Source organism: Acidithiobacillus sp. IBUN Pt1247-S3, assembly GCF_041146875.1.
Classification (GTDB): Bacteria; Pseudomonadota; Gammaproteobacteria; order Acidithiobacillales; family Acidithiobacillaceae; genus Igneacidithiobacillus.
Window position 1 is genome coordinate 335,999 of record NZ_JBFRXP010000001.1, and the last position, 24,148, is coordinate 360,146.

Annotated in this window: 23 protein-coding genes and 1 pseudogene; 7 read left to right on the top strand and 17 right to left on the bottom strand. The window is 55.3% G+C overall.

The window, feature by feature from the left end; all coding sequences use genetic code 11:
• Positions 1-45: 45 nt before the first annotated feature.
• Positions 46-774: a site-specific integrase gene (locus AB4090_RS01740; RefSeq protein WP_369572127.1), complete on the top strand. Its 729-nt coding sequence runs from the start codon at positions 46-48 to the stop codon at positions 772-774.
• On the opposite strand, the pseudogene AB4090_RS01745 reads toward AB4090_RS01740, so the two are convergent.
• Both AB4090_RS01745 and AB4090_RS01750 read right to left on the bottom strand, forming a co-directional pair.
• Positions 711-947, bottom strand: a pseudogene (locus AB4090_RS01745) (DUF2442 domain-containing protein); the annotation flags it as partial. The gene AB4090_RS01740 and the pseudogene AB4090_RS01745 sit on opposite strands and share 64 nt — an antisense overlap.
• The gene (locus AB4090_RS01750) at positions 922-1,182 is read right to left on the bottom strand and encodes a DUF4160 domain-containing protein (protein ID WP_369572128.1); all 261 of its coding nucleotides are present in this window, start codon (positions 1,180-1,182) and stop codon (positions 922-924) included. The pseudogene AB4090_RS01745 and the gene AB4090_RS01750, both read right to left, overlap by 26 nt.
• Between AB4090_RS01750 and AB4090_RS01755 the strand changes: the two genes are divergently transcribed.
• On the top strand, positions 1,126-1,266 hold the full coding sequence (locus AB4090_RS01755; RefSeq protein WP_369572171.1) for a hypothetical protein: 141 nt from the start codon (positions 1,126-1,128) through the stop codon (positions 1,264-1,266). The genes AB4090_RS01750 and AB4090_RS01755 overlap by 57 nt on opposite strands.
• A 223-nt stretch (positions 1,267-1,489) precedes the next feature.
• On the opposite strand, the gene AB4090_RS01760 is transcribed toward AB4090_RS01755, so the two are convergent.
• From AB4090_RS01760 to AB4090_RS01820, 13 genes are all read right to left on the bottom strand, one after another.
• On the bottom strand, positions 1,490-2,071 hold the full coding sequence (locus AB4090_RS01760; RefSeq protein WP_369572129.1) for a cytochrome b/b6 domain-containing protein: 582 nt from the start codon (positions 2,069-2,071) through the stop codon (positions 1,490-1,492).
• 95 nt (positions 2,072-2,166) lie between these two features.
• Entirely contained in the window at positions 2,167-4,527 is a 2,361-nt protein-coding gene (locus tag AB4090_RS01765) for a TonB-dependent receptor (protein ID WP_369572130.1), read from the bottom strand.
• A gap of 445 nt (positions 4,528-4,972) precedes the next feature.
• Positions 4,973-5,293 (bottom strand): SdpI family protein, encoded by a 321-nt coding sequence (locus tag AB4090_RS01770; RefSeq protein WP_369572131.1) that lies wholly within the window; start codon positions 5,291-5,293, stop codon positions 4,973-4,975.
• Positions 5,294-5,413: 120 nt separating this feature from the next.
• Positions 5,414-7,627, bottom strand: a complete 2,214-nt coding sequence (locus AB4090_RS01775; protein WP_369572132.1) for a lysostaphin resistance A-like protein — start codon at positions 7,625-7,627, stop codon at positions 5,414-5,416.
• Positions 7,627-8,319 carry an ABC transporter ATP-binding protein gene (locus tag AB4090_RS01780; protein ID WP_369572133.1) on the bottom strand — a complete coding sequence of 231 codons (693 nt, stop codon included), beginning with the start codon at positions 8,317-8,319 and terminating at the stop codon, positions 7,627-7,629. The genes AB4090_RS01775 and AB4090_RS01780 overlap by 1 nt, the downstream gene beginning before the upstream one ends.
• A 286-nt stretch (positions 8,320-8,605) precedes the next feature.
• Complete coding sequence (locus AB4090_RS01785; protein WP_369572134.1) at positions 8,606-9,022, bottom strand: phospholipase domain-containing protein; 417 nt, start codon at positions 9,020-9,022, stop codon at positions 8,606-8,608.
• 87 nt (positions 9,023-9,109) lie between these two features.
• Positions 9,110-9,472: a type II toxin-antitoxin system PemK/MazF family toxin gene (locus AB4090_RS01790; RefSeq protein WP_369572135.1), complete on the bottom strand. Its 363-nt coding sequence runs from the start codon at positions 9,470-9,472 to the stop codon at positions 9,110-9,112.
• Positions 9,473-9,532: 60 nt separating this feature from the next.
• Entirely contained in the window at positions 9,533-11,104 is a 1,572-nt protein-coding gene (locus AB4090_RS01795) for a phospholipase C (RefSeq protein WP_369572136.1), read from the bottom strand.
• A 15-nt stretch (positions 11,105-11,119) separates the two neighbouring features.
• The gene (locus AB4090_RS01800; RefSeq protein ID WP_369572137.1) at positions 11,120-11,938 is read right to left on the bottom strand and encodes a ribonuclease I; all 819 of its coding nucleotides are present in this window, start codon (positions 11,936-11,938) and stop codon (positions 11,120-11,122) included.
• 40 nt (positions 11,939-11,978) lie between these two features.
• A complete protein-coding gene (locus tag AB4090_RS01805; RefSeq protein WP_369572138.1) occupies positions 11,979-12,719 on the bottom strand; it encodes an energy transducer TonB in 741 nt (246 codons plus the stop codon).
• Positions 12,720-12,723: 4 nt separating this feature from the next.
• Positions 12,724-13,122 carry an ExbD/TolR family protein gene (locus tag AB4090_RS01810; RefSeq protein WP_369572139.1) on the bottom strand — a complete coding sequence of 133 codons (399 nt, stop codon included), beginning with the start codon at positions 13,120-13,122 and terminating at the stop codon, positions 12,724-12,726.
• Positions 13,122-13,808 carry a MotA/TolQ/ExbB proton channel family protein gene (locus AB4090_RS01815; protein ID WP_369572140.1) on the bottom strand — a complete coding sequence of 229 codons (687 nt, stop codon included), beginning with the start codon at positions 13,806-13,808 and terminating at the stop codon, positions 13,122-13,124. Before AB4090_RS01815 ends, AB4090_RS01810 begins: the two co-directional genes overlap by 1 nt.
• A 96-nt stretch (positions 13,809-13,904) precedes the next feature.
• Positions 13,905-14,690, bottom strand: a complete 786-nt coding sequence (locus tag AB4090_RS01820; protein WP_369572141.1) for a winged helix-turn-helix domain-containing protein — start codon at positions 14,688-14,690, stop codon at positions 13,905-13,907.
• Between the two features lie 191 nt (positions 14,691-14,881).
• On the opposite strand from AB4090_RS01820, the gene AB4090_RS01825 reads away from it, so the two are divergent.
• Together AB4090_RS01825 and AB4090_RS01830 are read left to right on the top strand one after the other, a co-directional pair.
• Positions 14,882-15,727 carry a UDP-2,3-diacylglucosamine diphosphatase gene (locus AB4090_RS01825; protein ID WP_369572142.1) on the top strand — a complete coding sequence of 282 codons (846 nt, stop codon included), beginning with the start codon at positions 14,882-14,884 and terminating at the stop codon, positions 15,725-15,727.
• Positions 15,724-16,740 carry a glycosyltransferase family 4 protein gene (locus AB4090_RS01830; RefSeq protein WP_369572143.1) on the top strand — a complete coding sequence of 339 codons (1,017 nt, stop codon included), beginning with the start codon at positions 15,724-15,726 and terminating at the stop codon, positions 16,738-16,740. Before AB4090_RS01825 ends, AB4090_RS01830 begins: the two co-directional genes overlap by 4 nt.
• On the opposite strand, the gene AB4090_RS01835 is transcribed toward AB4090_RS01830, so the two are convergent.
• Entirely contained in the window at positions 16,741-18,126 is a 1,386-nt protein-coding gene (locus AB4090_RS01835) for an MFS transporter (RefSeq protein ID WP_369572144.1), read from the bottom strand.
• 187 nt (positions 18,127-18,313) lie between these two features.
• On the opposite strand from AB4090_RS01835, the gene AB4090_RS01840 reads away from it, so the two are divergent.
• Positions 18,314-19,501 carry an NAD-dependent epimerase/dehydratase family protein gene (locus AB4090_RS01840; RefSeq protein ID WP_369572145.1) on the top strand — a complete coding sequence of 396 codons (1,188 nt, stop codon included), beginning with the start codon at positions 18,314-18,316 and terminating at the stop codon, positions 19,499-19,501.
• A 12-nt stretch (positions 19,502-19,513) separates the two neighbouring features.
• Here the strand turns inward: AB4090_RS01840 and ppk2 are convergent, their stop codons facing one another.
• On the bottom strand, positions 19,514-20,656 hold the full coding sequence (gene ppk2, locus AB4090_RS01845; RefSeq protein WP_369572146.1) for a polyphosphate kinase 2: 1,143 nt from the start codon (positions 20,654-20,656) through the stop codon (positions 19,514-19,516).
• 312 nt (positions 20,657-20,968) lie between these two features.
• Here ppk2 and AB4090_RS01850 point away from each other — a divergent pair, with 312 nt between their 5' ends.
• A complete protein-coding gene (locus AB4090_RS01850) occupies positions 20,969-21,937 on the top strand; it encodes a cytochrome c oxidase subunit II (protein WP_369572147.1) in 969 nt (322 codons plus the stop codon).
• A gap of 27 nt (positions 21,938-21,964) precedes the next feature.
• Positions 21,965-24,118, top strand: a complete 2,154-nt coding sequence (locus AB4090_RS01855; protein WP_369572148.1) for a cbb3-type cytochrome c oxidase subunit I — start codon at positions 21,965-21,967, stop codon at positions 24,116-24,118.
• The last annotated feature ends 30 nt before the right edge of the window (positions 24,119-24,148 follow it).

The following is a 24,148-nucleotide window of genomic DNA, read 5'->3' on the forward strand; positions in this document are numbered from 1 at the left end:
TTTCTCTGGGGTTGATTCTGCAATATTTCGTGAGGATGAACCAGCATGACGACCTGCTCTACCGAACACTTCGACCGGCACTACCAGAGCCACCTCAAGCACCTCAAGCGCAAGGGCCTGCAACCCAAGACCTTCGACGCCTATGCCCGTGCCATTCGGCGCTTGGGCGACTACTTCGGCCACCAGATTGATGACCTCTCCGAGGCCCAGTTGACCGACTATTTCAGCGACCTGATCGAGAGCCACTCCTGGAGCACGATCAAGCTCGACCTCTACGGCTTGGAGTTCTACACCACCTACGTCCTGCATAACCCCTGGGCCATGCCCAACCTGGTCAAGCCGCCCAAGGCCCAGCGTCTGCCCGACATCGTCACCGTCGACGAAGCCCAGCGCCTTTTCGCCACAACCCGCACCCTGAGCTACCGGGTGTTCTATTTCACCCTCTACAGCCTGGGCGGAGGGCCGGATTTTGCTGGGTTCATGGCCTGCCGGTCGGGTGCTGTTTTGAGACCTTACGATGCGACCTTCTTTTCTGTTGACGGTGGCCGCCCGCCAAGCCGCCCGTTTCTTCTGGCGGCCTCGGCCTTAGCAGGGCTTTTTGATATGCCCCCTTTCCGTCCTAGGCTGCGCATCCATGCTGATGTACCGAGAACCCCACGCGCCAATGCGGGTACGTACAGATCGGCGTCCAGTCGCGGGAAGTGTAACCCAATGCCATGTCCTTCTATGACGATCTCGGCCATATCTGCGGGAGTGGCATTCTCCATGCCCTGAATCAATGCCGGTGGGATGTGTAGGCCAACGCCGTTGTTCAGCTCGATCACGACCTTTCCCGTGGGTTGGTCATAGTAGGCGGACTCCGCCAGTGGGCCAGCGGCAAGCGTCTCCTGTCCACGCTGATTTGCAGCGTCCCAGTCGCGCTCAAGAATTTTGTCTATCTGGTCCATGGTGCCTCTCCCACTCTCCACAGAATAATGCCAATCGGGATATGCTTTCTTCCAAAACGTGACGCATCTCCGTTCTGGAAAAGCCGATATTCTCCCGTAGCTCCGGTGGCCCGTCTGGGCAACGCAATATCAATACAGCCCTACAATCTCCTTGTATCACATGCACATGAGCGGGACGATGATCGTTGAAGTAGATCACTACCCGCGCTGCGCCTATGCGATCAATGGTGGGCATAATGCCATTATCCTAGTCGGGCTTGGGTTTATATACAAGGCGTCGGACCTGTTTCAACGGTTTGCCCGAGAGGCCTTTTGGTAGAATCCAGAGAAATTCCTGCGGGCGTGCGGGTACTCTGAGAGGGAGTGTGCTTTTCTCGGGGGAGCCAGGCGGGTGCGGTGGGCCGCCTTCCTAACAGGTGGCAGCCCTAAGCACCTATTTGATGGAGAAGCCATCTCCCCGCCCGTTGGGGACGGAGAATGGGCCTGCCCCAAGCCCCACCTGAAACGCCCAAGGGGCCATTTCTGCTTGGGGCTGACACGGCTCAGGGCACAAAAATACGCAGAATACGGGAATTTTGTAGACTGTGGGCAAGGGCCATAAACACATGGCCAACCCAATAGGCCCAAAGCAGATTGGACAGCAGGGAATGCACATAATGGGGCGGTTGATACCAGAAGGCCGCCGGCTTCACCAAGCCTGCGCTCAGGATCAGCATGAGCATGATGACCCCGCTGATGGCCATGGCAGTTACCACTAATATCCCCCCACCATGAACCATGCCAGGCAATCCACCGCGCAGCCCTCCCGCGGGTAATTCTCCGCGGATTACCCCCTCGATATCCGAAAAAATCCGTGCGCCATGCACGCCCGCGTAGGGAAAAAGATGCCGCCGTAGTGCCGGATTTTTGATGATCTGCCACCAAAACAGCGTGATCACCCCAAAGGCTAGGGCGCCGAATGCCATATGGGCGACAAAGAGTCCATGCTGTAGGGGTGTGACCCCCACGCTTTTCCAGATGGCGTGCATATCCAGCTCACTGAGGAGCTGAAAGGTGATGAGTACGGCGAAGGCCGTATGCAGCCAGCGCAAGTGGCGCGGCCATTCGTGAACAGAGTTCTCCATAGCGATAAATATCCTTATAGCCTGTGGTGGAAAATAACTCGCGAAAAAACAGAGAAGCGGACCAAGGCCCGCTTCTCTTTCACCACCGCTGCGACCTAGAAATGTGCCGAGATGCTGCCAAACACCATCAACGGGGCGCCAGGCAGGGCCAGCACCTGGCCCTGGGAGTCACCACCCAGCAAGCCACCGCTGGAGATGTAGGCGAACTCATTGTAGTGGTTATTGGTCAGGTTAAGGATGTCCAAACTGAGATCCACCCGCTTCAACAGAGGTACGGCATTGTGGGTGGGGATCTCGGTATCCATGCCCAGATTCAGTGTGCCGAAGGCGGGCATTTTTTGGGCGCTGGGGGCACCGGTATTGTTGTTGAACATGGCTTGAGCGCCGGTGTAGGTATACCAAATGCGCGGTTTCAGCAGGGCACCTGCCAGAAAGTAGCGATAGCTGAGCCCAAGGTTGAAGGTCTTGTCCGGTACGTTGGATACTGGCAGCCCATCGTAACTGGTGCCACTGGTCACGTAGTGAGCAAAGACCGCCTTTTCAAAATTGGCGTTCATGAACAGGTGCAGGTTATACAGAATGTCATCATCCAGGGATAAATTCACACCCTGGTAAATGGAGTCGCCATTGGCATCACCGATGTAGTTGCCATTGCTATCATACAGGGGGATGTACTGGTTGCTGTAATGGAGGTGATAGAAACTGGCGGTGAACAGGAAATGGTGCAGGAAAGCCGCATCATTGACATGGATCTTGACGCCGGCGTTGTAGTCAGCGCTCTGCTCCAGGTTATAAATGGGGGCCTTCTTCTGGTACAGCCCCCCACCGCCACCCACCTGGGGTTCCTTGTAAGCCTGGGCGTAATTGGCAAAGACCGCCAACCACGGGGTCGCACGCCAGTTGAAATCCACCGATGGCTCCACCTTGGTAAAGCTGGTGCTGGACGCCGGCAACTGCCCTTGATCATTTTTGGGGTACAGGGCATAGGCTTCCGCAAAATCGCTCTGCCCGGCTGGAGTGTACTGGGTTTGATAATTGATGAAGCGTACTCCAGGGGTAATGCTCAGAGTGTTGATGGGGGTGATTTTATCCTGGACAAAGGCAGCCAGGTCGGTCTGCTGGAAGTAATCGCTACGGTAATGGGCGTTGGGAACCGAACGGCTGCCACCGTCGGCGGGATTGTAGAAGGCATTCCGGGTGTTGTAACGACTATTGAGGAAAAATCCACCAAAACTGACGGCATTGAACGGTAACTTGGCAGTCAGATACAGCTTGTCGCCATATACCGCGTCATGGGGATTGTTGTACTCATACAGATTGCTGGGATTGGAGAGGCCATAATTGTTGTAATGAAAATGCAGGCGGTGGCCATAACGATACCAGATCAGGTTATGCGCCGACCAGGTGGAATCCATGGCGACATTGAGCTTGCTGTACAGCAACCAGGTGCTGTTACTGTCCTGCTTGAACCACACGTCATTGGGCAGGGAGGAGTAGTATCCCGACGTTGCCTGGCTATACAGCGGGGAAGTGGCCGTGCCATTCAGGGTCACCCCGGCGATGGGGTTCACCGGAATGGGAACTGGGCGGTAGCCGGTGCCCTTGGCCAGATAGGCGCCAACGGAGAAGTCGCCGTTGCTGAAGGTCTTGCGGGTCTTCAAGAACCACGCATAGTTGTAACTGGGATTGTTGAAACCATCAGCACTCTGACGGTAGCTGTTAGCGGAACCCGCGCCGCCAGCAAGAATAGTGGACCACCCGTCGATATTGCCCGTACGGATATTGAAAACGATGTTCTTGGAGTCGTAACTACCGTAGGTCAGCTTGATATCGGCACCTGGTTTGGCGGTCGGTTGCAGAGGAACAAAATCAATCTGTCCGCCGATATTGTTATACCAGCGATTTTCGGGATTGCCGGGGCCATAGGTAATGCCAATGCCCTGCAAAATACCGGTTTGCGGCACCTGAGGTGACTCCCACAAGCCCGTTGAGGGGTCTACCATGGGCACGCCATCAAACACCACGGACAAGCTACCGTTATCAATCTGACCACCGGAAAACCCGCCCCAGCCTTGCTTGACGCCGTTAATACTGATGGAGGTTTTGGTAGCACCCGTAGAACCGTAACCCGATACGCCCACGCCTGGCGCGTAGGTCAGGGCCTGAGCGCTGCCCCCCAGGGGGCCAGCGGCGGCCATCTGCTCTTTATCCAGCACCTTTATGGATTGCCCAGACGCGAAGTTGTGCTTGTGGGTAAGGGATTTGGCTTGCTTGCTGCCGAGATAATTAGTGCCCGTGGCGTTGGCGTTGACCTCGCCTACCGAAACGGCGGCGGATTGGGTGGGGGCCGTAACGGCGGCATCCGCATGCGCAGCCAGCAGAACGCCCGCAGCACATAGCGCTAGGCGCAGGGGGAGCTTGCGCAGGCGCAAGGATTGAGGGACAAATTGAGTCATGAGCACTTCTTCCTTTCGTAGCATTATGGATCGCGGATTTCCAACGATGCGCCAAACTCTGGGCATGTTGTAAAGTTGACCTTTGTCGTTACCCTCAAGCAACAACGGGTCAAATCCTAGCAAAGGAATGTGACAGTATGATGAACTTTATGTGACATTTTTATACATAAATTATGCCAATTTTATGACAAACTGAAAGGACCTATCCCACTTTTGGTAGCCAAGCCAGGGCAAATCACAGCCCCCAGAATCGCAATGCCTTCGCGGGCGCAATACGCCTTGATAGATAGCCCAGATGCCTGGTAACCATCTATCCGCTGACGCCACATCACCCGCTTTCCTTCCTTCGTCATCCTCATTCCTCCGTGCTCAACGAAGGTCAGAATCGGATAGGCGACCGAGAATGACGAGGGGGCAGACGATCATCTTAAGACGCGAGAAACCGTTATTTTTTCGCGGCCTCAGATACACAAATCCCAGAAATTTTTGTCGAAGCACCGCCAGCAATTGCAAGACCAAAAGAAATCATGCATGCAATAGCTTCATGCTGCTTATGATGAATTTGCGGAACAAAAAGCAACAGGACAGCACAGACCATCAATATAACACCGGCGACAACCACTTTCCCTCCACCAATTTTATTCACATTGTACCAGGATTCTTCTGATTCATAAGCTTTTGCTATTCTTATTCCATAAAAACCATTTGGCGGAATCTTCATGAAGAACAGAGGTAGGCCAATAAAAATAAATATCAAACCGCTCATAAAAATAACTAACGACAAAGCAAAGTTATGCAACATAATGCACCTCACGATTTCCAGATGATTGTTCAGAATGGAGATAATAAATCATTTAACTTTTAGCGCAACCGGTTCCTCGCTGCTTCAATGCCACATAGCCAGCAAAAACCCCCCACCATTCCATAGCCCGTGCAGGAGCATGCCGGGCCAGAGGGAGCGATAACGGATGCGGATCCAGATCAGGGCCACGGCCAGCAGGGCGATCAGGATCAGGGCGGGGGGATAGTGCAGTTGGGCAATTTTGCTGGGGGCGTGGGCCAGAACAAAGAGCAAGGTAACAATTGATGCTGACCAGAGCACCGACAGGCGCTGGCGCAGCCCGGCAAATAGCGCCCCACGGAAGAGGATTTCCTCGGTAAATGGGGCGCCAATTAGCATCAAAAAAATCACCAGATAACGCAGCACGCCCCCCATCTGTAGGCCGTCAAACAGGCCCAAGTCCTTGGGACTGAGGTGCTTGGGTGGGGGAAACAGCTGAAACAACAGATGCGCCACGACCAACATACCCAACACCGTCAGCACCGCAACGCCATAACCCTGCCAAGACTGGGCACGACACCAAGCCAGGCCGGTATCGGCACTCCGTCGCCAAGTCTCTATAGGGATTCGGCGCCAGAGATACCAGAGGCAGAGCAGTGCAGCGCCGGCATAGGCCAATAGCTCTACCCAGGCCAGCAGTTCTGGGCTGACATGGCGAATACTGGCCTGCACCGCCGCAGTGGAAAGCCTTTGGTGGAGATGTGCCGCCACAAATCCGGCGCGGATGCCCAACCAGAAACCCCGCATCAGCATGAAGCCAGCAGCAAGCAAAGTCTGCCCCGCGATAAAGGCAACGATCAAAAGGATTGCGCTCCAAGGCCCCCATACCCGTTGCGTAGCCACGGGGTCTGGGCGGACTGGGCGGAGAAGACCCGGCAATCGCATCCGCAGGCTAGGGAAGGCCGGATTGCTGGTCCCCCAATCACTGTGGCGCAAACGCCGCTCCGCCAAGGCAAAGGCGGCGACAATAGGCAAGATCGCCAGGAGGACGTGCAGCGCATAGAGGCGCAACTGAAAGGGGACATCTATGAGGTGGTGGTAGAACCAGTAATGGGTGCTCCCCCCCAGAAAGAAGACACTAGCTGCCAAGGAAAGCAAGCCGAACAAGGCAGCAGTTCCATCCCGCAAGCCCAGGCCATAAGCCGCCAGGGGGATCCACGCCGCCACCTGAAACATGAGCCAGAGCAAAAACAGAATCAAGACGATCGGCAAGGCTGTATAGCCCAATAACATCAGGGCAACGCCTGGCCATGGAAGTATTGCCAGCGCCAGCGCGGCACAGTGGCGGCTGTAACGCCATAGCATCTGCCGACTGATCGCTCGACGATTACCCCCGGCGCTCCCCGTCAGCGCCAGGTAAGCCCAGTCGAAAGGCCGCATACTGACCCACATCCCCATGGCCATGGCCGGGATCAGCCAAACCCCCAGGAGCCAGGGAACCATCACTTGCAGATGCTTCGGATCTTGGGATGTGGATAGGATATTCATGACCGTCATACCGATTGGGAACAAGGGCAATAGCAGCAGCGCAGCCGGCACGCCCAGGGGCGAGGCACCGCTGCGCAAGATAGGACTAGTGCTCCATTGCCCGGGCATCCAGTTCCAAAAGCGTCGCATCCCGGCAAACCACTGGGGTGCACTCAGGCGCCAGGAGCGCCTTGCTCGTTGCTGCCAGAGGTCACGCCACTCCGCCGGAGACCGTGTCATAACCACAAATATTAGGGCGAGCAAGAGCAGCGCACTGGGGACCGCTACAAACGCCGGGGCAAAGGCGAAACGGTGGTTGATCGCCGGAACAAAAATGATTGGATACGCCAGCAAGTACACGGGTAGGATTTTGTTGGACCACCTACGATTCTCTAGGCTTACCCGAGGGGTCAAAAGCCCCATAACGACACCGAAAAAAGCCAGGTACGACGTCAGCAATAGTGTACCGGGCCAATCCGCTCCGGTATCCCCCACAATCGCCCCACCCCACAACAGTATTAGCAGCAGGAGAAAGGCAAACATCCCATACAACCCGCGCATGAATGCCGGCACCAGACGTAGCAGATTCTCCGCACGCAGTCGCCAGTAAGCCACTAGCAATCCAGCAACCATCAACAGAAGAAGGGCTTCCGCTCCGGAACCCATATGGGTGGCTGCCCTTGGCGTGGAAACAACGAGGGTACTAATACCGGCAAAGCCCAGCAATCCCAGACTGAGCATAACATTGTCCCGCAATAAAAAACGGGGATGTAGACAACGCCAAATAGCCATTATCGCTCCCCCTCTATCCGCTGGAGGAGGCGATCCTCTGCTGCGCCGGTGGGTAGATCCCCCTGCCTCCAAGCATCCACCACTTGGCCCTGCTTCAGCACCAGATACCGACTACTGATCCGCTCCAGATCGGAAACGATGTGGGAAGACAGCAAAACGGCGGCCTCCCTCTCCTGCACATGCCCCGCAAGGAGGGTGAGGAAATCCCGCCGCGCCTGGGGGTCCAGTTGCGAAACTGGCTCATCCAAAAGCAGGACGCGTGGCCGATGACGCAGCGCCAGAACAATGGCCAGGCGCTGCCGCTGTCCCCCGGACAACTCACGCACCCGCTTTTTCTGATCGAGATCAGCCCAGTCTTCAAGGGTCGCCCAGGAGCGGCGCTCGGCAGGGTAAAAGCTCGCAATGAATTCCAGCAATTCCGCAACCCGCAGATAGGGAAAACCGTTGAAATCCTGGGGGACAAAGCCCGTATCCTGCCGGGCCTGGGTACTGAGTTGGGGTAGCGCCTCGCCAAAGAGGCAAACATTGCCCTGGTCGACCAAGAGCAAGCCCACCAAACAGGACAACAGGGTACTCTTCCCCGCCCCATTGGGCCCAAGTAAGGCCACGATCTCACCGGCTTGCAACTGTGCAGATACTTCCTGAAGAGCTACCTGGGTGCCGTAGCGCTTGCTTACGAGTGAACAGGACAATAATTCCTGGGAAATTTCCATAATGGTTGAAACGTTACAATAGTGAACCGTGTAAGAAGCCAAGCTTCTTCTGATCTGAACACGGTAGCACGTGAATGTTACAGCATTGTGAATCTTTGATGACGATTTTGCGTCACGCCGATGAAAAAATTATGACATTTATACTGCCGGACCGCGCATCCGCCTGAGAATTACCGCGTGACATCTCGCTGTCCTCATGGCGTGCTCCGGCAGGACAAATGGCCGGGCTGAGAGGAAGTATACTGAGCACAATTGTCCGCAGACATCAAATGGCTAGAACCGGCGCCGCATTGGCCGGATCGGTCTTGCTCATCTGCCCGTTTTCCACGTGCCCCGCCAGGCGCCAGCTGTGGGTTTTGTCCTGCACCTCAAGGTCATACCAGTCATCGCTGGAGCCCAAGGCATAGTCCACGGTCTTGTGTTCCTGGGGACGCAGGGACAGGGCGCGGGCCTCGATGCCGTAGCTCTTATCCACCACGCGCACCTCCAGAACCGTAGCTCCGCCATTGCGCAGATGTAGACGCAAACCGCCATCGGGCAGGTATTGCTCCCGTACCAACAAGGCCGTGGCGCCTTTGCCCCGAAGCTTGCGGATAAAGCCATTGGGTCCGTACACGGTCATGGCAGCGGGCACATCCGTGGGCCACGGGAGATGATCTTCCAGCCGATGGCCCGCGCCCACTATACACTCCCCTGGACGGAAAGCTGCTACATGCGCTGATCAATCTTCGCCACCAGTCGGCGAATTGTAGCTATGGGCATTGAGCCTTCACTCAAAGAGTGTGGCGACCTTCGCCAACACTTCATCCAGGAGGGCTGCTGGCAGCGTGTCCACCTTTCGGGCATGGCGGGCGGCCAGATCAATCACACGCGGCTGGTCACAACGCACGACGCCGGTCGTTTTGATGCCGGTGATGGGTACCGCGAAGCCCAGACGGCGTGCAAACTCGCCGCCGTTGGTGATGGGCAGGATCACCGGAAATTGGGTGGTGTCGTTGAACTCAGCGGGCGACACGACCAGGACGGGACGGCTACCACTCTGCTCATGCCCGGCGATCGGATCGAGCGACACCAGGTAAATGTCGCCTCGCTTCACAGCAGCTCGGCACCCACGGCCGGCGCATCGACCCATTCGCGCTCATCAATGGGCTGCGGCTGCGAATAGTCCGACTCGGCCAGCAATTCGGAAAAACTACACCCCAAACGTCCGCGCCTTCTGCTCCCAATCGAACGCACCGAGCATATCGTAGGCGTCGCGGTCGCGGTGGGTCAGGGGGCTGAGGCCAAAGCGGGTCTCAATGAACTTGAGGATGCTGGCGGTGCTGGCCAGGTGGTGGTCCACCAGGCCCTGCCGCGCCCAGGGGCTGATCAGCAACGCCGGGATGCGGGTGCCAAAGCCGTAGTCATCCACCACCTTGGGGGGTAAGGAATCCCAAAAGCCGCCGCCTTCGTCGTAGGTGATGAAGATGGCCGTTTTGTCCCAGGCCGGGCCTTCGGCCACGGCCTTAACCAGTTCCTCCACCCAGGCCATGCCGTAGTAGGGGGCGCTGTCCGCTGGGTGTTCATCATGGGAGGCGGTCGCCTTGATAAAGGACACCGCCGGCAGACGCCCTTGGCGGGCGTCCTCGCGGAAGTCTTCGGCATCGCGGATGTGCCCGTCACGCACATAGTCTGGCCAACGGGGGTAATACTGAAAGGGATTGTGATGGGCGACATAAAGCTGTGAGGTATCGATCACCGCCGAGCCATCCCCCGGACCAAAGGCCGTCTTTAGCGCCCAGGGCTTCACCCGGTTCCAGTTTTCGTTGTACCAAGCCCAATCCACCTTGGCCCCGTTCAAACGATCACCAATGTTATCGTAGGTCTGGGCCGCCGGCGGCGGGGCAATGCGCAAGGCGCTCTGATCGCCAGCGTTCGTGGGCCCCTGAATGGGGGGCAGATCGTTGACCATCACCCGGCGATGGTCGTAGGGCAGATCAAAAAACGCATGCTCCAGGCCCGCTGCCTTGGGATTGAAGGGGGCCACATGGGCGTCGGCCACCCCAGGGTTCACGCAAGACTGACAGGCCGCCAGATACAAAGCATTGCCCGTGCTGCCCCCGCTCATGGCCTGATAAAAATGGTCAAAAAGCACATAGTTGTGGGCTACCCCGTGATAAAAAGGCAAATCGGCACCGGTGTAATGCCCCAAAACCGGACCACTGGGGCGGGCCAGGTCAAAGGCAATCTGCGCCGGGGTGAGCTTCTTGAGCTCATCCCGGGACAGCCGCTGATGGCTGCCCGTAGCCAGAGCCACAAAGCGGTCCATCTTGCCGTTATTCACTTCTGCCATCATGCGGAAAAAGCGATGCCGAGGGTCCCAGCGCACGGTACCCTTGGCAGGGATATAGGGTGCCAGATGGAAGGGGGCATTGGGCAACTCGACATTCTGAAAACCCGGGATCTCTGTGGGCAACGGTAGGTTGCCGTAGGGAATGCCCGCCGGGTTTTTTTGCAGGCCCTGAAAGCGGGCGTCAATCTTGCCGTCGCGATCCAGCAGGTTGATGACCGACTGCCCATTGCGCGGCTGGAAGGTGCCAAAATAATGGTCGAAACTGCGGTTTTCTTGAAAGATGACTACGACGTGTTCGATTTTTTTGCGTAATTGCTGTACCGGGGACACCCCCGCGGCCTGGGCCACGCCCATTAAGTGGGGGGCGGCAAAAGCGGCACCGGCACCCGCACCTAGGTGCTGCAAAAAACTGCGACGATTAATGGATTCCAAGGAACGCTCCTCGTGCTAAGGCAGAATGTGGATAAGTTTTGCGCAATTCCCTTTGCGCCCATCCATAAAGGCTGCGGGGCGCGGGAATTCCTGGATGGCGTTGGCCCGGATGGTAATCCAGGCTTCGGTAAGGATATTACCTTCCCCATGCAGCTCGTGGCCGCTATGGTTGTCGTTGCTTTCACAACGCAATTCAATGGACTGGGCATTAGGCAAGTGAAAGGCCTGGGTATAGGCCTGCAATAGCGCGTTGCGCTGCACCCATTGGCCACGGTGGTCACGCACAAAGGCGGTAAAGCTGCTAGCGTTTACATCCCCGAGCAGGCCCAGGGCCGTATGGAAAAATGGATCGGGCTTTTCGCCAAAACACGCCTCATGTTTGAAATACTCATGGCGATCCAGACAGACCTTGCGCATGGGCATATTGGCGCTCATGTCTGCACTGACGCCGGGCGATAGATTGAGGCTGGGCAGGCTACAGCTATCGTGGGGCGCCTCGCTCTGATTCTGGAACCAGAAACACCCGTGCTGCCACCAGGTCTTGGGCGCCATGCCGGCATCCACCAATTTTTGTGGCCGGCTGGCCCAGAGGCCGTGCAGGCTCCACTGCTGGCTGGCCCGGCTGCTGGCATTGAGCCCATTGCAGGCCGGCTCCACATGGGTCCAGGTGGCACAGACCCCCGGCTGCCAGAGCAGGGCAAAGGTGTAGTGTTGAAACTGCATCCCAGGCCCGCTATCCGCCGCCAACGCCGACCCTGCCCCCAACAGACCGGCAAGCACGAGGCCCGCCAGCCCACCCACGGCTCTACGCCGTAGTGTAGCCATTTTATTCATGACGCTCCCTCCGTTAGCCTTGCCCAACCCATAAATCGATTTAATCAGAGTGGGAGGACAAATGCACCTCTACATCAAACACCGTGGGGTGCTTGGGCATATTTTTGGTAAATGGCGGATAGCTTCCTGCCTTAACCGCTGCCAGGGCCGCCCCATCAATGGCACTCACGCCGCTGGACTGGCTCAAACGCGCCCAAACCAAACTACCCGAGGGCGTCAGCTCAAAGGCAATGACGGCCGTACCGCTGAGATGCATCAAGCGCACCGCCTCGGGCACATGCGCCTGGGACTGCACCTGGGCGCGCACCAAGGCCGCATAACGGGCAACGGCGGCCTGACGCAAGGCCGGACTGGGGGCTGGTGGCGGTGGCGGTGGGGGTGGCGTTACCGGTGCTGGAGGAACGATCGGGGCCGTTGGTGCCGGGGCCTTGGCCACCAGGGGCACGGGCTTGGGCGGCGTGGGGTGGACCACCGGCCTCGGCACCGGCCGTGGCGGCTGCGGGACAGGCTTGGGCGGTTGGGGCACGGGCTTGGGCTGGACCACGGGCTTGGGTGGGGGCGGTAACGGCTTGGGCTTGGGCGGCGCCGGTTGCACCATGTGCACGGCGATACGCTTGGGCTTGGGCGGCGGTGGGGGCGACTTCTGGCTGCTGAGCCAGACGAAGCCGCCAATCAGGCCCATCTCCAGCACAGCCCCAATGATCAGGGCACGACCAAAGATGCCCTGGCCATTGCGTGGCCGGCCCAAGGGCGAAACAGGAACATTGACGTTGGTCGCCATGGCTTCAGGACGCCTTGGCCGCCAGACCAATATCGCTGGCCCCGGCCTTCTGACAGCTATCCATCACGTGGATGAAGTCCTGGTAGGGCACCTGCTTGTCGGCGGCAATGGTAATGACCGTTTTGCCTGGGTCGCCATCCCTGGCAATGAGGGCCTGCAGGCCGGTCAGGTCGTAATGGTGGTTTTTCACCACCACCGTGCCATCCTTCTGGATGTTGATGGTCATGTGCGGGCGCGGCAGTTGCTTGGCCTCACTGGACTGGGGCAACTGCAGGCTGAGGCCCTGGTCGGGGATCATCTGGATGGTGATCATGATAAAGAACACCAGCAGAAAGAGCATGATATCGATCATGGGGATGATCTCTACTCGCCCCTTCTTGCGCTCAAAATAGCGGCGGTCCATCAGCCCGCCCTCGCCACGGCGACCGGCTGTACCGAGCGCTCGCTTGGGTCCGCATCGGGGTGCAACATCGGTTGCCCATCCATACGGTTGAGCAGCATGGTCTTCACCGAGTCAAGCTGCAACAAGATCATACGCACCTGGTTGTTGAAGGCGTTAAAGGTGAGCAAGCCAAGAATGGCAATGAACAGGCCCGACGCCGTCGCCACCAGGGCATCGGCAACACCCGCCGTAACCTCAGTCGGTGCATGACCGGGTGCTGCCAGCACATGGAAGGCGTGGAACATACCGATTATCGTGCCAAAGAGGCCGAGCAATGGTGCCAGAGTGATGATGGTGTCGAGCAGCCAGAGGCGACGGTCCAGTTGCGGCGCCAGCACGATGACCGCTTCTTCCAGGCGGTTGGCGAGGGCATCGCCCTTCACCTGTCCGGCATGACTCGCCGCCATACGCAGCAGACTCGCTTCTGGCAAGCCACCGGCCTGCTCGGCAAGATGATCTAACGAACTACGATCAAGCCGACCATGCCCGGCTAACTCATGTACGATGGCATCGCCACGCGCAAGGGTGCGGCGTAGATACCAGAAACGATCAATCATTACCGCCAGCTCGACCAGCAAAAGAGCCATCAAAACATATAAGATGCCATCGGAATAGTTGGCCAAATGTACGATGTATGCGACGTTCACGGAAATACTCTCCTGTTTTGCTAAGACTCCACCATATCAGAATCATGTGACACTATGATGAAGTTTATATGACATAAATATGACATTCGTTGCTGCTTATTTTTGACGAGGGATACTCAGTCGGTAACCAAAACCATGTACCGTTTGCAACCAACTGGAAGCGCCCACCTCTTCCAGATTTTTACGCAACCGGTGAATCTGCGCGGCAACGGTGTTTTGTTGTATGTGACGCTTTCCCATCGCCAAGTGCTGGGCAATCTCCATGGCCGAAAAGGTGCGCTCCGATTGCTGCGCCATGTAGTGAAAAAGACGGAAAATTCGCTTGGTTAGACGCAACTCTTGCTCGAGCACGTGGACCCGACGAGTCTCTGGATCAATGCGTAAAATCCCAGGAACATCAATACGCACCTGTTCCCAGGCATGGCCATGCCGCAACAATGCACTAGCCTGCGCGAGCACCAAAGCCTCGCTAACTGGCGCGCCAACATAAACGTTGACACCCGCATCTAACGCTGTCATCGCCTCATCGTCCCCTTCAGGGCCCAGTGCCATGACAGCTGTACCGAACCGCAGCAAGCGTTCTTGACTATTGATCAGGGTATCTGCCAAGTGTTTGTCCCAATTGGAAAAGATCAATAATTGTGGTTGCCATTGCTGCAGTTCCAGTTGCAGTTCAGATGCTTCATGAATTTGGCGGGGAGTAGCCTTTTGCCAGCGCAAGCGTTTTTCAAGAGAGTCAGCGACCGCGCCTTCACCAAAGAGCATCACCCGCGCATGGTACAGTGGATCGACCTCTTCCCAGTGAGCAGCGGCGAGCATGGCAAGAAACTCCTGCATGTGCATGGCATGATGCACAGTTCCAGCGATGAGGGCATAGATCACGATAATCCCCTATGCAAGATTGCGGCCCGGAAAAAATAAGTACCTACTTCGTATTGTAACGTATTTATGTTACAGTTTTATGAAATTTATATGACACTTTTGTGACAACCGCGCTGATGTGCGTAAAAAGCGAGACAAATCTTTTGTGAACTGACTATAATCGGCTAACTCCATCGGCCAAAGCAACTTTCATGACCGAATTTCAGCAAGCCACCCCCAGTAGCCACCTATGCGGCAACTGCCGGACCATTTTCGTTTCCGATATCCATTTGGGCAGCAAGGGCTGCCAGGCCGAGGCATTGCTCGAATTCTTTCGCCACTACCAGGCAGAACAACTGTACCTAGTTGGCGACATCATCGATTTCTGGGCATTGAAACGACGCTGGTACTGGCCCAGTGCCCATAGCACCGTTATTCAAAAAGTGCTTCGCCAGGCACGCGCGGGGGTAAAAGTTACCTACGTGCAGGGTAATCACGACCCGGTGCTTAGCCTGCTGGACTCCTTTCTCGAAGGGGACGAGGGCGGGCTTGCCCTTGGCGAGATCCAGGTGGTTCCTCATTGCCTGCACGAGACTGCGGATGGTCGCCGTTTGTGGATCACCCACGGCGACCAGTTCGACCTCAGCATGCACTATGCACGTTGGCTCACGCATCTGGGTGACCGAGGGTATGGCTTGCTACTGACCCTTAATCGTTGGCATCAACGACTCAATCGCCTCCTCGGAATTCGTAGCCATTGGTCCCTCAGCGCCTTCATCAAGCACCGTATCAAGCGCGCAGTGCAGTTCATCAGTCAATACGAAGAGTTTCTCGCGCGGGAATGTCGCCGCGCTGGGTATCATGGCGTGGTCTGCGGACATATTCATCATGCCGAAATGAAAAACATGAACGGGATCGAATATTACAACGATGGCGACTGGGTGGAGAGCTGCACAGCCTTGGTCGAAGATTTTGACGGCACGCTACGTCTGGTACGCTGGCCGGAGGCGGACAGTGTTCGTAAAGACGTAAGTCCACTGCAGCAGGAGGCTGGATGAGAATCGCGCTGGTTACCGACGCCTGGTCTCCCCAGGTAAATGGGGTCGTACGCGCCTTACAGGCGACAGCAAATGAACTACGGAAACTGGGTCACGAAGTGCAGGTGATCCACAGTGGCGAAGGCCCGACCATGCCCTGCCCGAGCTATCCAGAAATCCCTTTGGCGACTGAGCCATTTGCACAGATCGGGCGTGCCTTCACCGAGCGCACTCCCGATGCAGTGCATATCGCTACCGAAGGGCCACTGGGGCTGGCCGCAAGGATCTGGTGTGCTGGTCACAACTGGCAGTTCACCACTTCCTTCCACACTCGCTTTGCCGAGTATCTCGCCGCTCGCACTCCCATACCACTCGCCTGGAGCTACGCCTTTCTGCGTTGGTTTCACAATGGCGCTACGCACACTCTGATCTCCAATCCAGCGCTGGCGGAAGAACTGGAAGGCTGGGGCTTCCGGCATCTTGCGCAGTGGAGTCGAGGGGTCGATAGCAACCTGTTTCGCCCTTGGCCAGAACAGGACTCTGTTGTGCTGCTTCCCGGCGCCCGCCCCGCTTTTGTCTATTTTGGTCGTGTGGCGGTAGAAAAGAACGTGGAGGATTTCCTTCATCTTGATTTGCCGGGCAGTAAACATGTCATTGGCGATGGCCCTCTGACTGCAGACCTGCGGGCAAGATATTCAGCAGTACAATGGCATGGCATGATGCACGGTGAGCAATTGAGCCGTCACCTTGCCGCTGCGGATGTTATGGTCTTCCCAAGCCGTACCGATACCCTGGGGCTCGTAGTACGCGAGGCAAATGCCTGTGGCGTGCCTGTGGCTGCCTACCCGGTTACTGGTCCCCAGGCTAGCATTGTAGACGGAGTGAATGGCTTTTTACGCGAAGACCTAAGGGAAGCAGCAGTCCTTGCGCTTGACCTAAACCGCCAGGATTGTCGTAACGCCGCTTTACAGCACAGCTGGGAACGTTGCACGCAGGATTTTATTAACCATCTCGTAAATATCCAGACAGACTGATCAGGCGGCTTCCTGCGTTATTGCGTCAGCACGTGGCTGGCCACTTTCCGGTAACACTTCTCCCGCCATTTCCACACCCAATATCTGCGTCAGGACCGCGCCCAACAAACCCGCCGACGCAAGTATTAGCAGTAAACCGCCAATGCCAAAATGTGCCTGAATGATGGGTAACAGGAAGACGCTGGTGGCGGCACCAACGCGGCTGAAGGCGGTGCTAAACCCGTGTCCACTAGCACGCAATTCGGTAGGATAGAGTTCGGTGGGGATGATCCAGGTAGTATTGCCAGGACCGAAGCTGTTGGCTACCTGAAAAAGGATCAAGCCCACCGCAACGACGGCAAAGGGCGGCTCTCCGGTCAGCGCAAAGGCACCAACCAAGGCAAGGCCTAGCGCATCGCCCAAAAAACCCCAGATCTGCGTCTTGCGTCGGCCAATACGATCAATGAGCAATGCCAGAGGTACCCAGCCAAGCACAAAACTAGCGGTAAATACCGCATTCCCAATAACCGCCTGCTCATGCGTATGTAATCCCAAGTGCAGGAGCATAATCGGCAGGAAAATCGCCATGGCATAACCCATCACGTCCATCAAAAACCAAGGGATAGCAGCGTAGAGAGTGCGACGCCGGTAGGTTTTACCAAACAAATCCAGCCAATTATGTTGTTTTGCTCCTTCCATGCTCGCCGCTAGTTCGCCCAACGCCTCTTGTCGCTCGCGGCTACTAAGATGTGGCGCCAGCCAAGTTACCACTTCGTCCGCTTCTTCCAAGCGACCGCGGCGGATGAACCAGCGCGGTGATTCTGGTAGATTGCGCCGCAGCCAAAGTACGAGCACTGCTAGCACGGCACCCGAGACCAGCATCCAGCGCCAGGCATCGGGTCCGGTATTCAGCAAGAGTAAACCAACAATGCTGGACAGTAACGCTCCCCCCATCCACAAGCCGAAAATCCAGGTCATAGCGGTCCCACGAGATCTTTTGGGCAAAAATTCGGCCATGTAGGTGGCGCTGAGGGGATAGTCGGCTCCTACTCCAAGCCCCAAAAAGAAACGCAACACAATCAGCGAGGTGGCGTCCCACGCGAAGCCGGAAAGGAGAGCGGCAAAGAAGAATGCGGCGATGTCGATGAGGTAGATCGTCTTACGACCCCAACGGTCAGCGATTGGCCCCCCGAAGAGCCCACCCACGAGTGCGCCAACCAAAGCTGCGGTGCCTAACCCACCCAGTTCTGCCGGTGTAAGGTGCCAATGCTGTTTCAGCAAAATGAGCGCAACCGCCATGATGCTGAGATCATAGCCATCGAGAAATATCCCCAAACCCGATGCCCACAGAATTCTCCGGTGTTTACGCGTTACACCTTGCTGATCGAGAACGTTACCTGCATTCATAAGCACTCCTACCTACCATACCCGATCGGTACACGATAGCACACGAATGTTACAGTTTTATGAACCTTCAAAAATAATTGAAGTTTTTGCAATATTTTTGTCATAAGTCCGTCACATTTATCACCCTCATTGCCATCTCTGGTATATCTCGCCTACTCTGTAGCCAATCAGGAAAGGAATGATCAACATGCAGAAGCGAATTCTGGTTCTCGGAGGCGATGGCTTTTGCGGCTGGCCTACAACATTGCATCTTTCGGCACAGGGACATGAATTACATATCGTCGACAATTTTGTCCGCCGCCGCCAAGATGAGGAACTAAGGGTGCAATCCTTGACCCCTATTCGTTCCCTTTCGGAACGTATTGAAGCCTGGCGTGAACTTAGCGGACAGAAGATTGGTCTCAGCACCCTTGACATCGCCCGTGATTACGCTGAACTCAAAACTCTGATTGGAGAATGGCGGCCCGACGCCATTGTACACTTCGCCGAGCAACGCTCCGCACCCTATTCAATGAAATCTTCTTGGCACAAACGCTTCACGGTAGACAACAACCTCAATGCTACGCATAACGTTCTTTGTGCCATTGTCGAAAACGGCCTGGAAGAACACACCCATTTGGTGCATTTGGGAACGATGGGAGTATACGGGTACAAAACATCGTCTTTCAAATTACCTGAGGGATACCAGAGAGTCCGCCTGTTGTCTCCAGAAAATAATGAAGAGAGTGAAGATACAGAGATACTCTACCCACCTGATCCCGGCTCCGTTTATCACATGACAAAAACGCAGGATCAACTATTTTTCTATTACTATAACAAGAATGATGGCTTACGGATTACCGACCTTCATCAAGGCATTGTTTGGGGTACGGAAACAGCAGAAACCCTGCGTGACGAGCGCTTGATCAACCGTTTTGACTACGATGGTGATTTTGGTACGGTTCTCAATCGCTTCATTCTGCAAGCCGCGGTTGGTCACCCGCTAACAGTACATGGCACAGGTGGACAAACCCGCGCCTTCATCCATATTCGCGACACCGTACAATGTATTCGTCTGGCGATAGATCATCCCCCTGCTGCGGGAGAGCGTGTACGAGTATTCAATCAAACTACCGAAACCCACCGCGTGCGCGATCTGGCGCATCTAATCCACGAACTTACTGGCGCGGAACTGCAGTTTGTCGATAATCCTCGCAATGAGCATGTGGAAAACGAGCTGCAAGTAGAAAATCAAGGGTTACAACACCTTGGCCTGCAACCCATTACCCTGTCTGCCGGGCTACTTGCTGAGGTTTCCGAGGTGGCAGGCAAATACCAGCATCGTTGTCTACGCGAAAAAATACCGGCACGCTCACTCTGGCGAGCGCGCCCGTAATCCGGCAAGGGATTATTTTTCCGCGCTGGCCTGAAAAGGGCTAAGATCCTGTGGGGAAGTTTCGCCGTACATCACGTGGGCACGGCTCACGATCAAATTGTCGACCCTGCCAAGTGCACAAACGTCCTTGTTCTCATAGGGAATGGTGTGCAAAAGATGGCGCATGGCATTCAAACGCGCACGCTTCTTGTCGTCCGACTTCACCACCGTCCATGGCGCATACGCTGTATCGGTATGAAAAAACATCGTTTCTTTGGCACGCGTGTAGTCTTCCCAACGATCCAGGGATGCGAGATCCATGGGTGAGAGTTTCCATTGTTTGAGGGGGTGATGGCGTCGTTCCTCAAAGCGGCGGCGCTGCTCATCGCGGGTAACCGAAAACCAGAACTTCACCAAATGAATACCGCTGTATACCAAATGACGCTCGAATTCCGGAGTCTGGCGCATAAATTCCTGATATTCTGCCTCACTGCAGAAATCCATCACTCGCTCCACACCCGCCCGGTTGTACCAGGAGCGATCCAAAAATACCATTTCTCCAGCGGTGGGCAACTGCTCCACGTAGCGCTGGAAATACCACTGCCCTTTTTCCTTATCGGATGGCTTTTCTAGAGCAACGACACGCGCACCGCGAGGATTTAGATGCTCCATAAAGCGCTTGATGGTGCCGCCCTTCCCCGCTGCATCACGCCCCTCGAAAACAATCACCACACGCTGGCCAGTGTTTTTTACCCAGGCCTGCAACTTGAGCAACTCGACCTGAAGATCATATTTCAGGCGCTCGTAGTCACATCTGTGCATCCGATACTTATAGGGGTATCCGCCGCTACGCCAGTCTGGGTTCAGGGCATCGTTGGTTTCGTCCTGCGACGATTTCTGCAAACCCGCACGAATGAAGATTATGTCGTCATCAGAAACGTCCGATTGTACGATAGCAAGGGCAGCCGCAATATTTGCGTCGTTAACTTCAAGGTGATTACTGGCCAGATAGCGCCGCACCGCAGCCAAGTGGTGCTCCTGCGCCATTTCCGTGCTGTCCGCGACAGTGAAATCCCGGATTCCATTCTCGCTGAGAACTTTGGGAACATCGCCGTCAGCGGTGAGCAGTGCTTCGGGGGTGGCGCCTTGACTTTGGGTGACTGTAGATTCGGACATCATGTTCTCCTGAGAGCTTGACCTGCCGACATTCTAGCAAAGCAGTGTGACGTTTTTATGACAGCTTACGGCTGCGCAAATCCCCCAGGCCGTTATATTACTATAATAATATATCATTAAATAATATGTAATTTGGTATTTTTATACTATTTAACGAGAAGAATTACATTAGAATAAAAACATATTAGGTCTTGTTTTTATATAACTGCGCAATCGAATCATAGAAAATTCGAGATTGTATATGTAGTGATATGTAAGCTATAAACGCTAATGTTCAGACCAAGATATCTCTGGATAACCGAGGAGCAATACATGCCATTCCGCAAATTCTTTCGCTGGGGCCGTTTCGCCCTCGCCCCCGCACTGGCGCTGTTACTAACGGGCTGCGCCAAACACTCTGCATGGTGGATCTTTAATCCCCGTGGCGTCGGTGCCCATGCAAGTTTCATTTACATGATGATCGACGTTGGCGTGATGCTCGCCATTGTTGGCATCACTGCGCTACTCATAATCTGGTTCATGTGGAAGTACCGCAAAGGCAGTAATCGTGGGAAATATGACGGTAAGTGGGCGCACTCCAACACGCTGGAAATTGCCTTTTGGGGCATCCCCATCGTCGCCGTCGCCTTTCTCGCCTGGGCTGTATCTATCAATGGTAGCTTTGCTGTCAATCCTTATAATCCTACGGCCGTGACCAAATACGTCAAGCCAAAAGGCGACCCGGTAGAAATCGACGTTATCGCCACTGACTGGCAGTGGCTTTTTGTTTACCCGCAATTTCACAACATGGCGGTTGCCAACGAGCTCGTCGTGCCGGCCCATACCCCGGTATTTTTCAAGTTGACGTCTACCGCAGTAACCACGGATTTCTTTGTTCCCCAGCTAGTTGGCATGATTGACGTGATGCCGGGAATGCGTACCAAGGATGCCCTGCTGAGCAATCATATTGGCACCTATCAGGGAATTGCCGCGGACTATTGCGGTGCTGGTACGTCGTGGATGCTCTTCAAGACCCACGTTGTTAGCATGGGTGACTTCAAACAATGGGCAAAAGGCGTGGAAGCGAGTCCAAATACCATGGACTATAACCAGTTTAATCGTTTTGCCGATCCCTACATAAATGTCAAAAACAAAACGCCAGAATATGGTCATGTGGAGTCCGGTCTATTCAACCATCTCATCGTGGAAGTCATGGATGGCAAAAAATGGCCGTTACCCATGTTTATGACTGAAAACATGTTCCATTACCTGAAATTGCAAGCCGCAGAACATCGCGCCTAACCCGCTAACAAAGCACGGAGAAACGCTATGCTGGTTAACGTACCTGGACCTTGGAGTCCACTATTGGGACGCTTGGCCCTGTCCGAGATTCCCTATACGAATCCTATTCTTGCGCCCTTATTTGTAGTTATCGTGATCGCTGGAATTATCTTACTAGCGGGCATTACCTACTACGGCAAGTGGGGATATTTGTGGAAAGAATGGTTTACCACGGTCGACCATAAAAAACTTGGAGTGATGTATATTATCCTTGGTCTGGTGATGTTATTTCGCGGTTTCATCGACGGCCTAATGATGCGCACCCAACAAGCGCTGGCGGTCGGACCCGGCGACAATGGCATGAAAGTGATGGGCGCCATTCATGGCTATTTGACGCCTTTTCATTTTGGCCAAATCTACAGCGCTCACGGGCTGATCATGATTCTGCTCGCCGCCACGCCGTTGCTGGTAGGTATCATGAATATCGTCGTGCCCTTACAAATTGGCGCCCGCGATATGGCCTATCCCTATCTGAACGCTTTGGGCTTGTGGATCACTACGGCTGCCGTATTTCTCATCATGATTTCGCTTTTTGTCGGCGATTTCTCCCACAACGGCTGGTTTGGTTACGCGCCAATCTTCGAGTTGGCCTATAGTCCAGGCGTGGGTGTGGACTACTGGATCTGGACGTTGGAACTGGTCGCCCTGGGTACCACCCTTGGCAGTATCAACTTCCTCGCCACGGTGGTAAAAATGCGCGCCCCCGGTATGACCTGGAGCCGCCTACCCGTGTTCACCTGGTCTGCCGTTTCAGCCAATATCATCGCCCTCACCTCTTTTCCCTGCTTGCAGGTCGCCCTGGCATTGGTGGGTGCGGACCGTTATTTGGGTACGCACTTCTTTACCGCGGGCTTTGGCGGTAATTTGATGCTCTACACCAACCTCTTTTGGCTCTGGGGTCATCCTGAGGTGTATTTCGTCATTCTGCCGGCCTTTGGCATGCTGTCAGAAGTCATTCCAGCCTTCTCCGAAAAACCGATTTTCGGCTATGCAGCAATGGTGCTCGCCACCTTCGCTATCGCCGGTGTCTCCTGGATTGTCTGGCTGCATCACTTCTTCACCATGGGCATGGGGCCCTACGTGAGCACGGAGTTCAGTATTGCGACGATGCTTGTCGGCATCCCAACCGGTGTGAAGGTCTTTAACTGGACGTTTACCATGTATCGCGGTCGTTTAACGTTCTCGGCGGCGATGCTGTGGTCGATTGGTGCGTTATTCCTACTGCTCATTGGTGGTTTAACCGGCATGATGCTTTCCATTCCGGCCATTAACTACATGGTGCATAACAGCGTTTTCGTGGTCGCGCATTTTCATATGATGCTCCTATGTATCGTCTATGCGGTATTTAGCGCGATCATTTTCTGGTTCCCGAAGATCTACGGCTTCAAACTCAATGAAACCTGGGGCAAGATCATGTTCTGGCTCTTTACCGCTGGCACTTTTCTGGTCTTTTTCCCCATGTTCATGCTCGGTTTCATGGGTGAAACGCGACGCCTGGATTGGCCTTTCAATCCCCAATGGGGTGCGTGGTTCGACGTGCAGGAAATTGGCATTTTTGTCTATGTCTTGTCGGTTCTTGCCTTTGTCTGGATGCTCTACGTGAGTATTCGTGATCGCAAAGCCAACCATGTGCACAGCCCCGATGCCTGGGGTACCTCGCGCAGTCTGGAATGGCTTACGGATACCCCGGTGCCGTTTTACAACTTCGCTATGGTGCCGCATGTGAATGCTCGAGATGAGGCCGCCTGGCGCCGTGAGCATGGCCTTATGGATACACAGCCGGACCACTTTAAGGCGATTCATATGCCAAACAACACTCCGATTGCATTATATATTGGTGCTCTCACCTTTCTGGTAGGTTTCGGTTTGACCTGGAGGGTATGGTGGTTGACTGTCGCATCGCTGGTCTTAACGGTACTACTAATGATCTATCGCTCTGGCAAAGGGGATCCCGGCTACAGTATCCCCGCCGAAAAAATGGAAGAGATGGATCGGGAATCGAAGGCGCGGATGCTGGATAACGGCTCACATCCCGTTCCACACGGTGGTGGTTTCAGCGGCGGCGCGGTGACGGCGTACTCGCCTATCAGCAACGACACGGCCACGTCTGCGACACCGCCGACGGAGTCTCGACACCTATAGCCACCACGTGGGGTTGATGACGTTCCTATC

What these genes read in the sequence shown, in the direction of transcription:
- AB4090_RS01740 (WP_369572127.1), top strand. Translation starts at nt 46, where the DNA reads ATGACGACCTGCTCTACCGAACACTTCGACCGGCACTACCAGAGCCAC.
- AB4090_RS01755 (WP_369572171.1), top strand. Translation starts at nt 1,126, where the DNA reads ATGATCGTTGAAGTAGATCACTACCCGCGCTGCGCCTATGCGATCAAT.
- AB4090_RS01750 (WP_369572128.1), bottom strand. Translation starts at nt 1,182, where the DNA reads ATGCCCACCATTGATCGCATAGGCGCAGCGCGGGTAGTGATCTACTTC.
- AB4090_RS01760 (WP_369572129.1), bottom strand. Translation starts at nt 2,071, where the DNA reads ATGGAGAACTCTGTTCACGAATGGCCGCGCCACTTGCGCTGGCTGCAT.
- AB4090_RS01765 (WP_369572130.1), bottom strand. Translation starts at nt 4,527, where the DNA reads ATGACTCAATTTGTCCCTCAATCCTTGCGCCTGCGCAAGCTCCCCCTG.
- AB4090_RS01770 (WP_369572131.1), bottom strand. Translation starts at nt 5,293, where the DNA reads ATGAGCGGTTTGATATTTATTTTTATTGGCCTACCTCTGTTCTTCATG.
- AB4090_RS01775 (WP_369572132.1), bottom strand. Translation starts at nt 7,627, where the DNA reads ATGGCTATTTGGCGTTGTCTACATCCCCGTTTTTTATTGCGGGACAAT.
- AB4090_RS01790 (WP_369572135.1), bottom strand. Translation starts at nt 9,472, where the DNA reads ATGGGTCGATGCGCCGGCCGTGGGTGCCGAGCTGCTGTGAAGCGAGGC.
- AB4090_RS01800 (WP_369572137.1), bottom strand. Translation starts at nt 11,938, where the DNA reads ATGAATAAAATGGCTACACTACGGCGTAGAGCCGTGGGTGGGCTGGCG.
- AB4090_RS01805 (WP_369572138.1), bottom strand. Translation starts at nt 12,719, where the DNA reads ATGGCGACCAACGTCAATGTTCCTGTTTCGCCCTTGGGCCGGCCACGC.
- AB4090_RS01810 (WP_369572139.1), bottom strand. Translation starts at nt 13,122, where the DNA reads ATGGACCGCCGCTATTTTGAGCGCAAGAAGGGGCGAGTAGAGATCATC.
- AB4090_RS01825 (WP_369572142.1), top strand. Translation starts at nt 14,882, where the DNA reads ATGACCGAATTTCAGCAAGCCACCCCCAGTAGCCACCTATGCGGCAAC.
- AB4090_RS01830 (WP_369572143.1), top strand. Translation starts at nt 15,724, where the DNA reads ATGAGAATCGCGCTGGTTACCGACGCCTGGTCTCCCCAGGTAAATGGG.
- AB4090_RS01835 (WP_369572144.1), bottom strand. Translation starts at nt 18,126, where the DNA reads ATGAATGCAGGTAACGTTCTCGATCAGCAAGGTGTAACGCGTAAACAC.
- AB4090_RS01840 (WP_369572145.1), top strand. Translation starts at nt 18,314, where the DNA reads ATGCAGAAGCGAATTCTGGTTCTCGGAGGCGATGGCTTTTGCGGCTGG.
- ppk2 (WP_369572146.1), bottom strand. Translation starts at nt 20,656, where the DNA reads ATGTCCGAATCTACAGTCACCCAAAGTCAAGGCGCCACCCCCGAAGCA.
- AB4090_RS01850 (WP_369572147.1), top strand. Translation starts at nt 20,969, where the DNA reads ATGCCATTCCGCAAATTCTTTCGCTGGGGCCGTTTCGCCCTCGCCCCC.
- AB4090_RS01855 (WP_369572148.1), top strand. Translation starts at nt 21,965, where the DNA reads ATGCTGGTTAACGTACCTGGACCTTGGAGTCCACTATTGGGACGCTTG.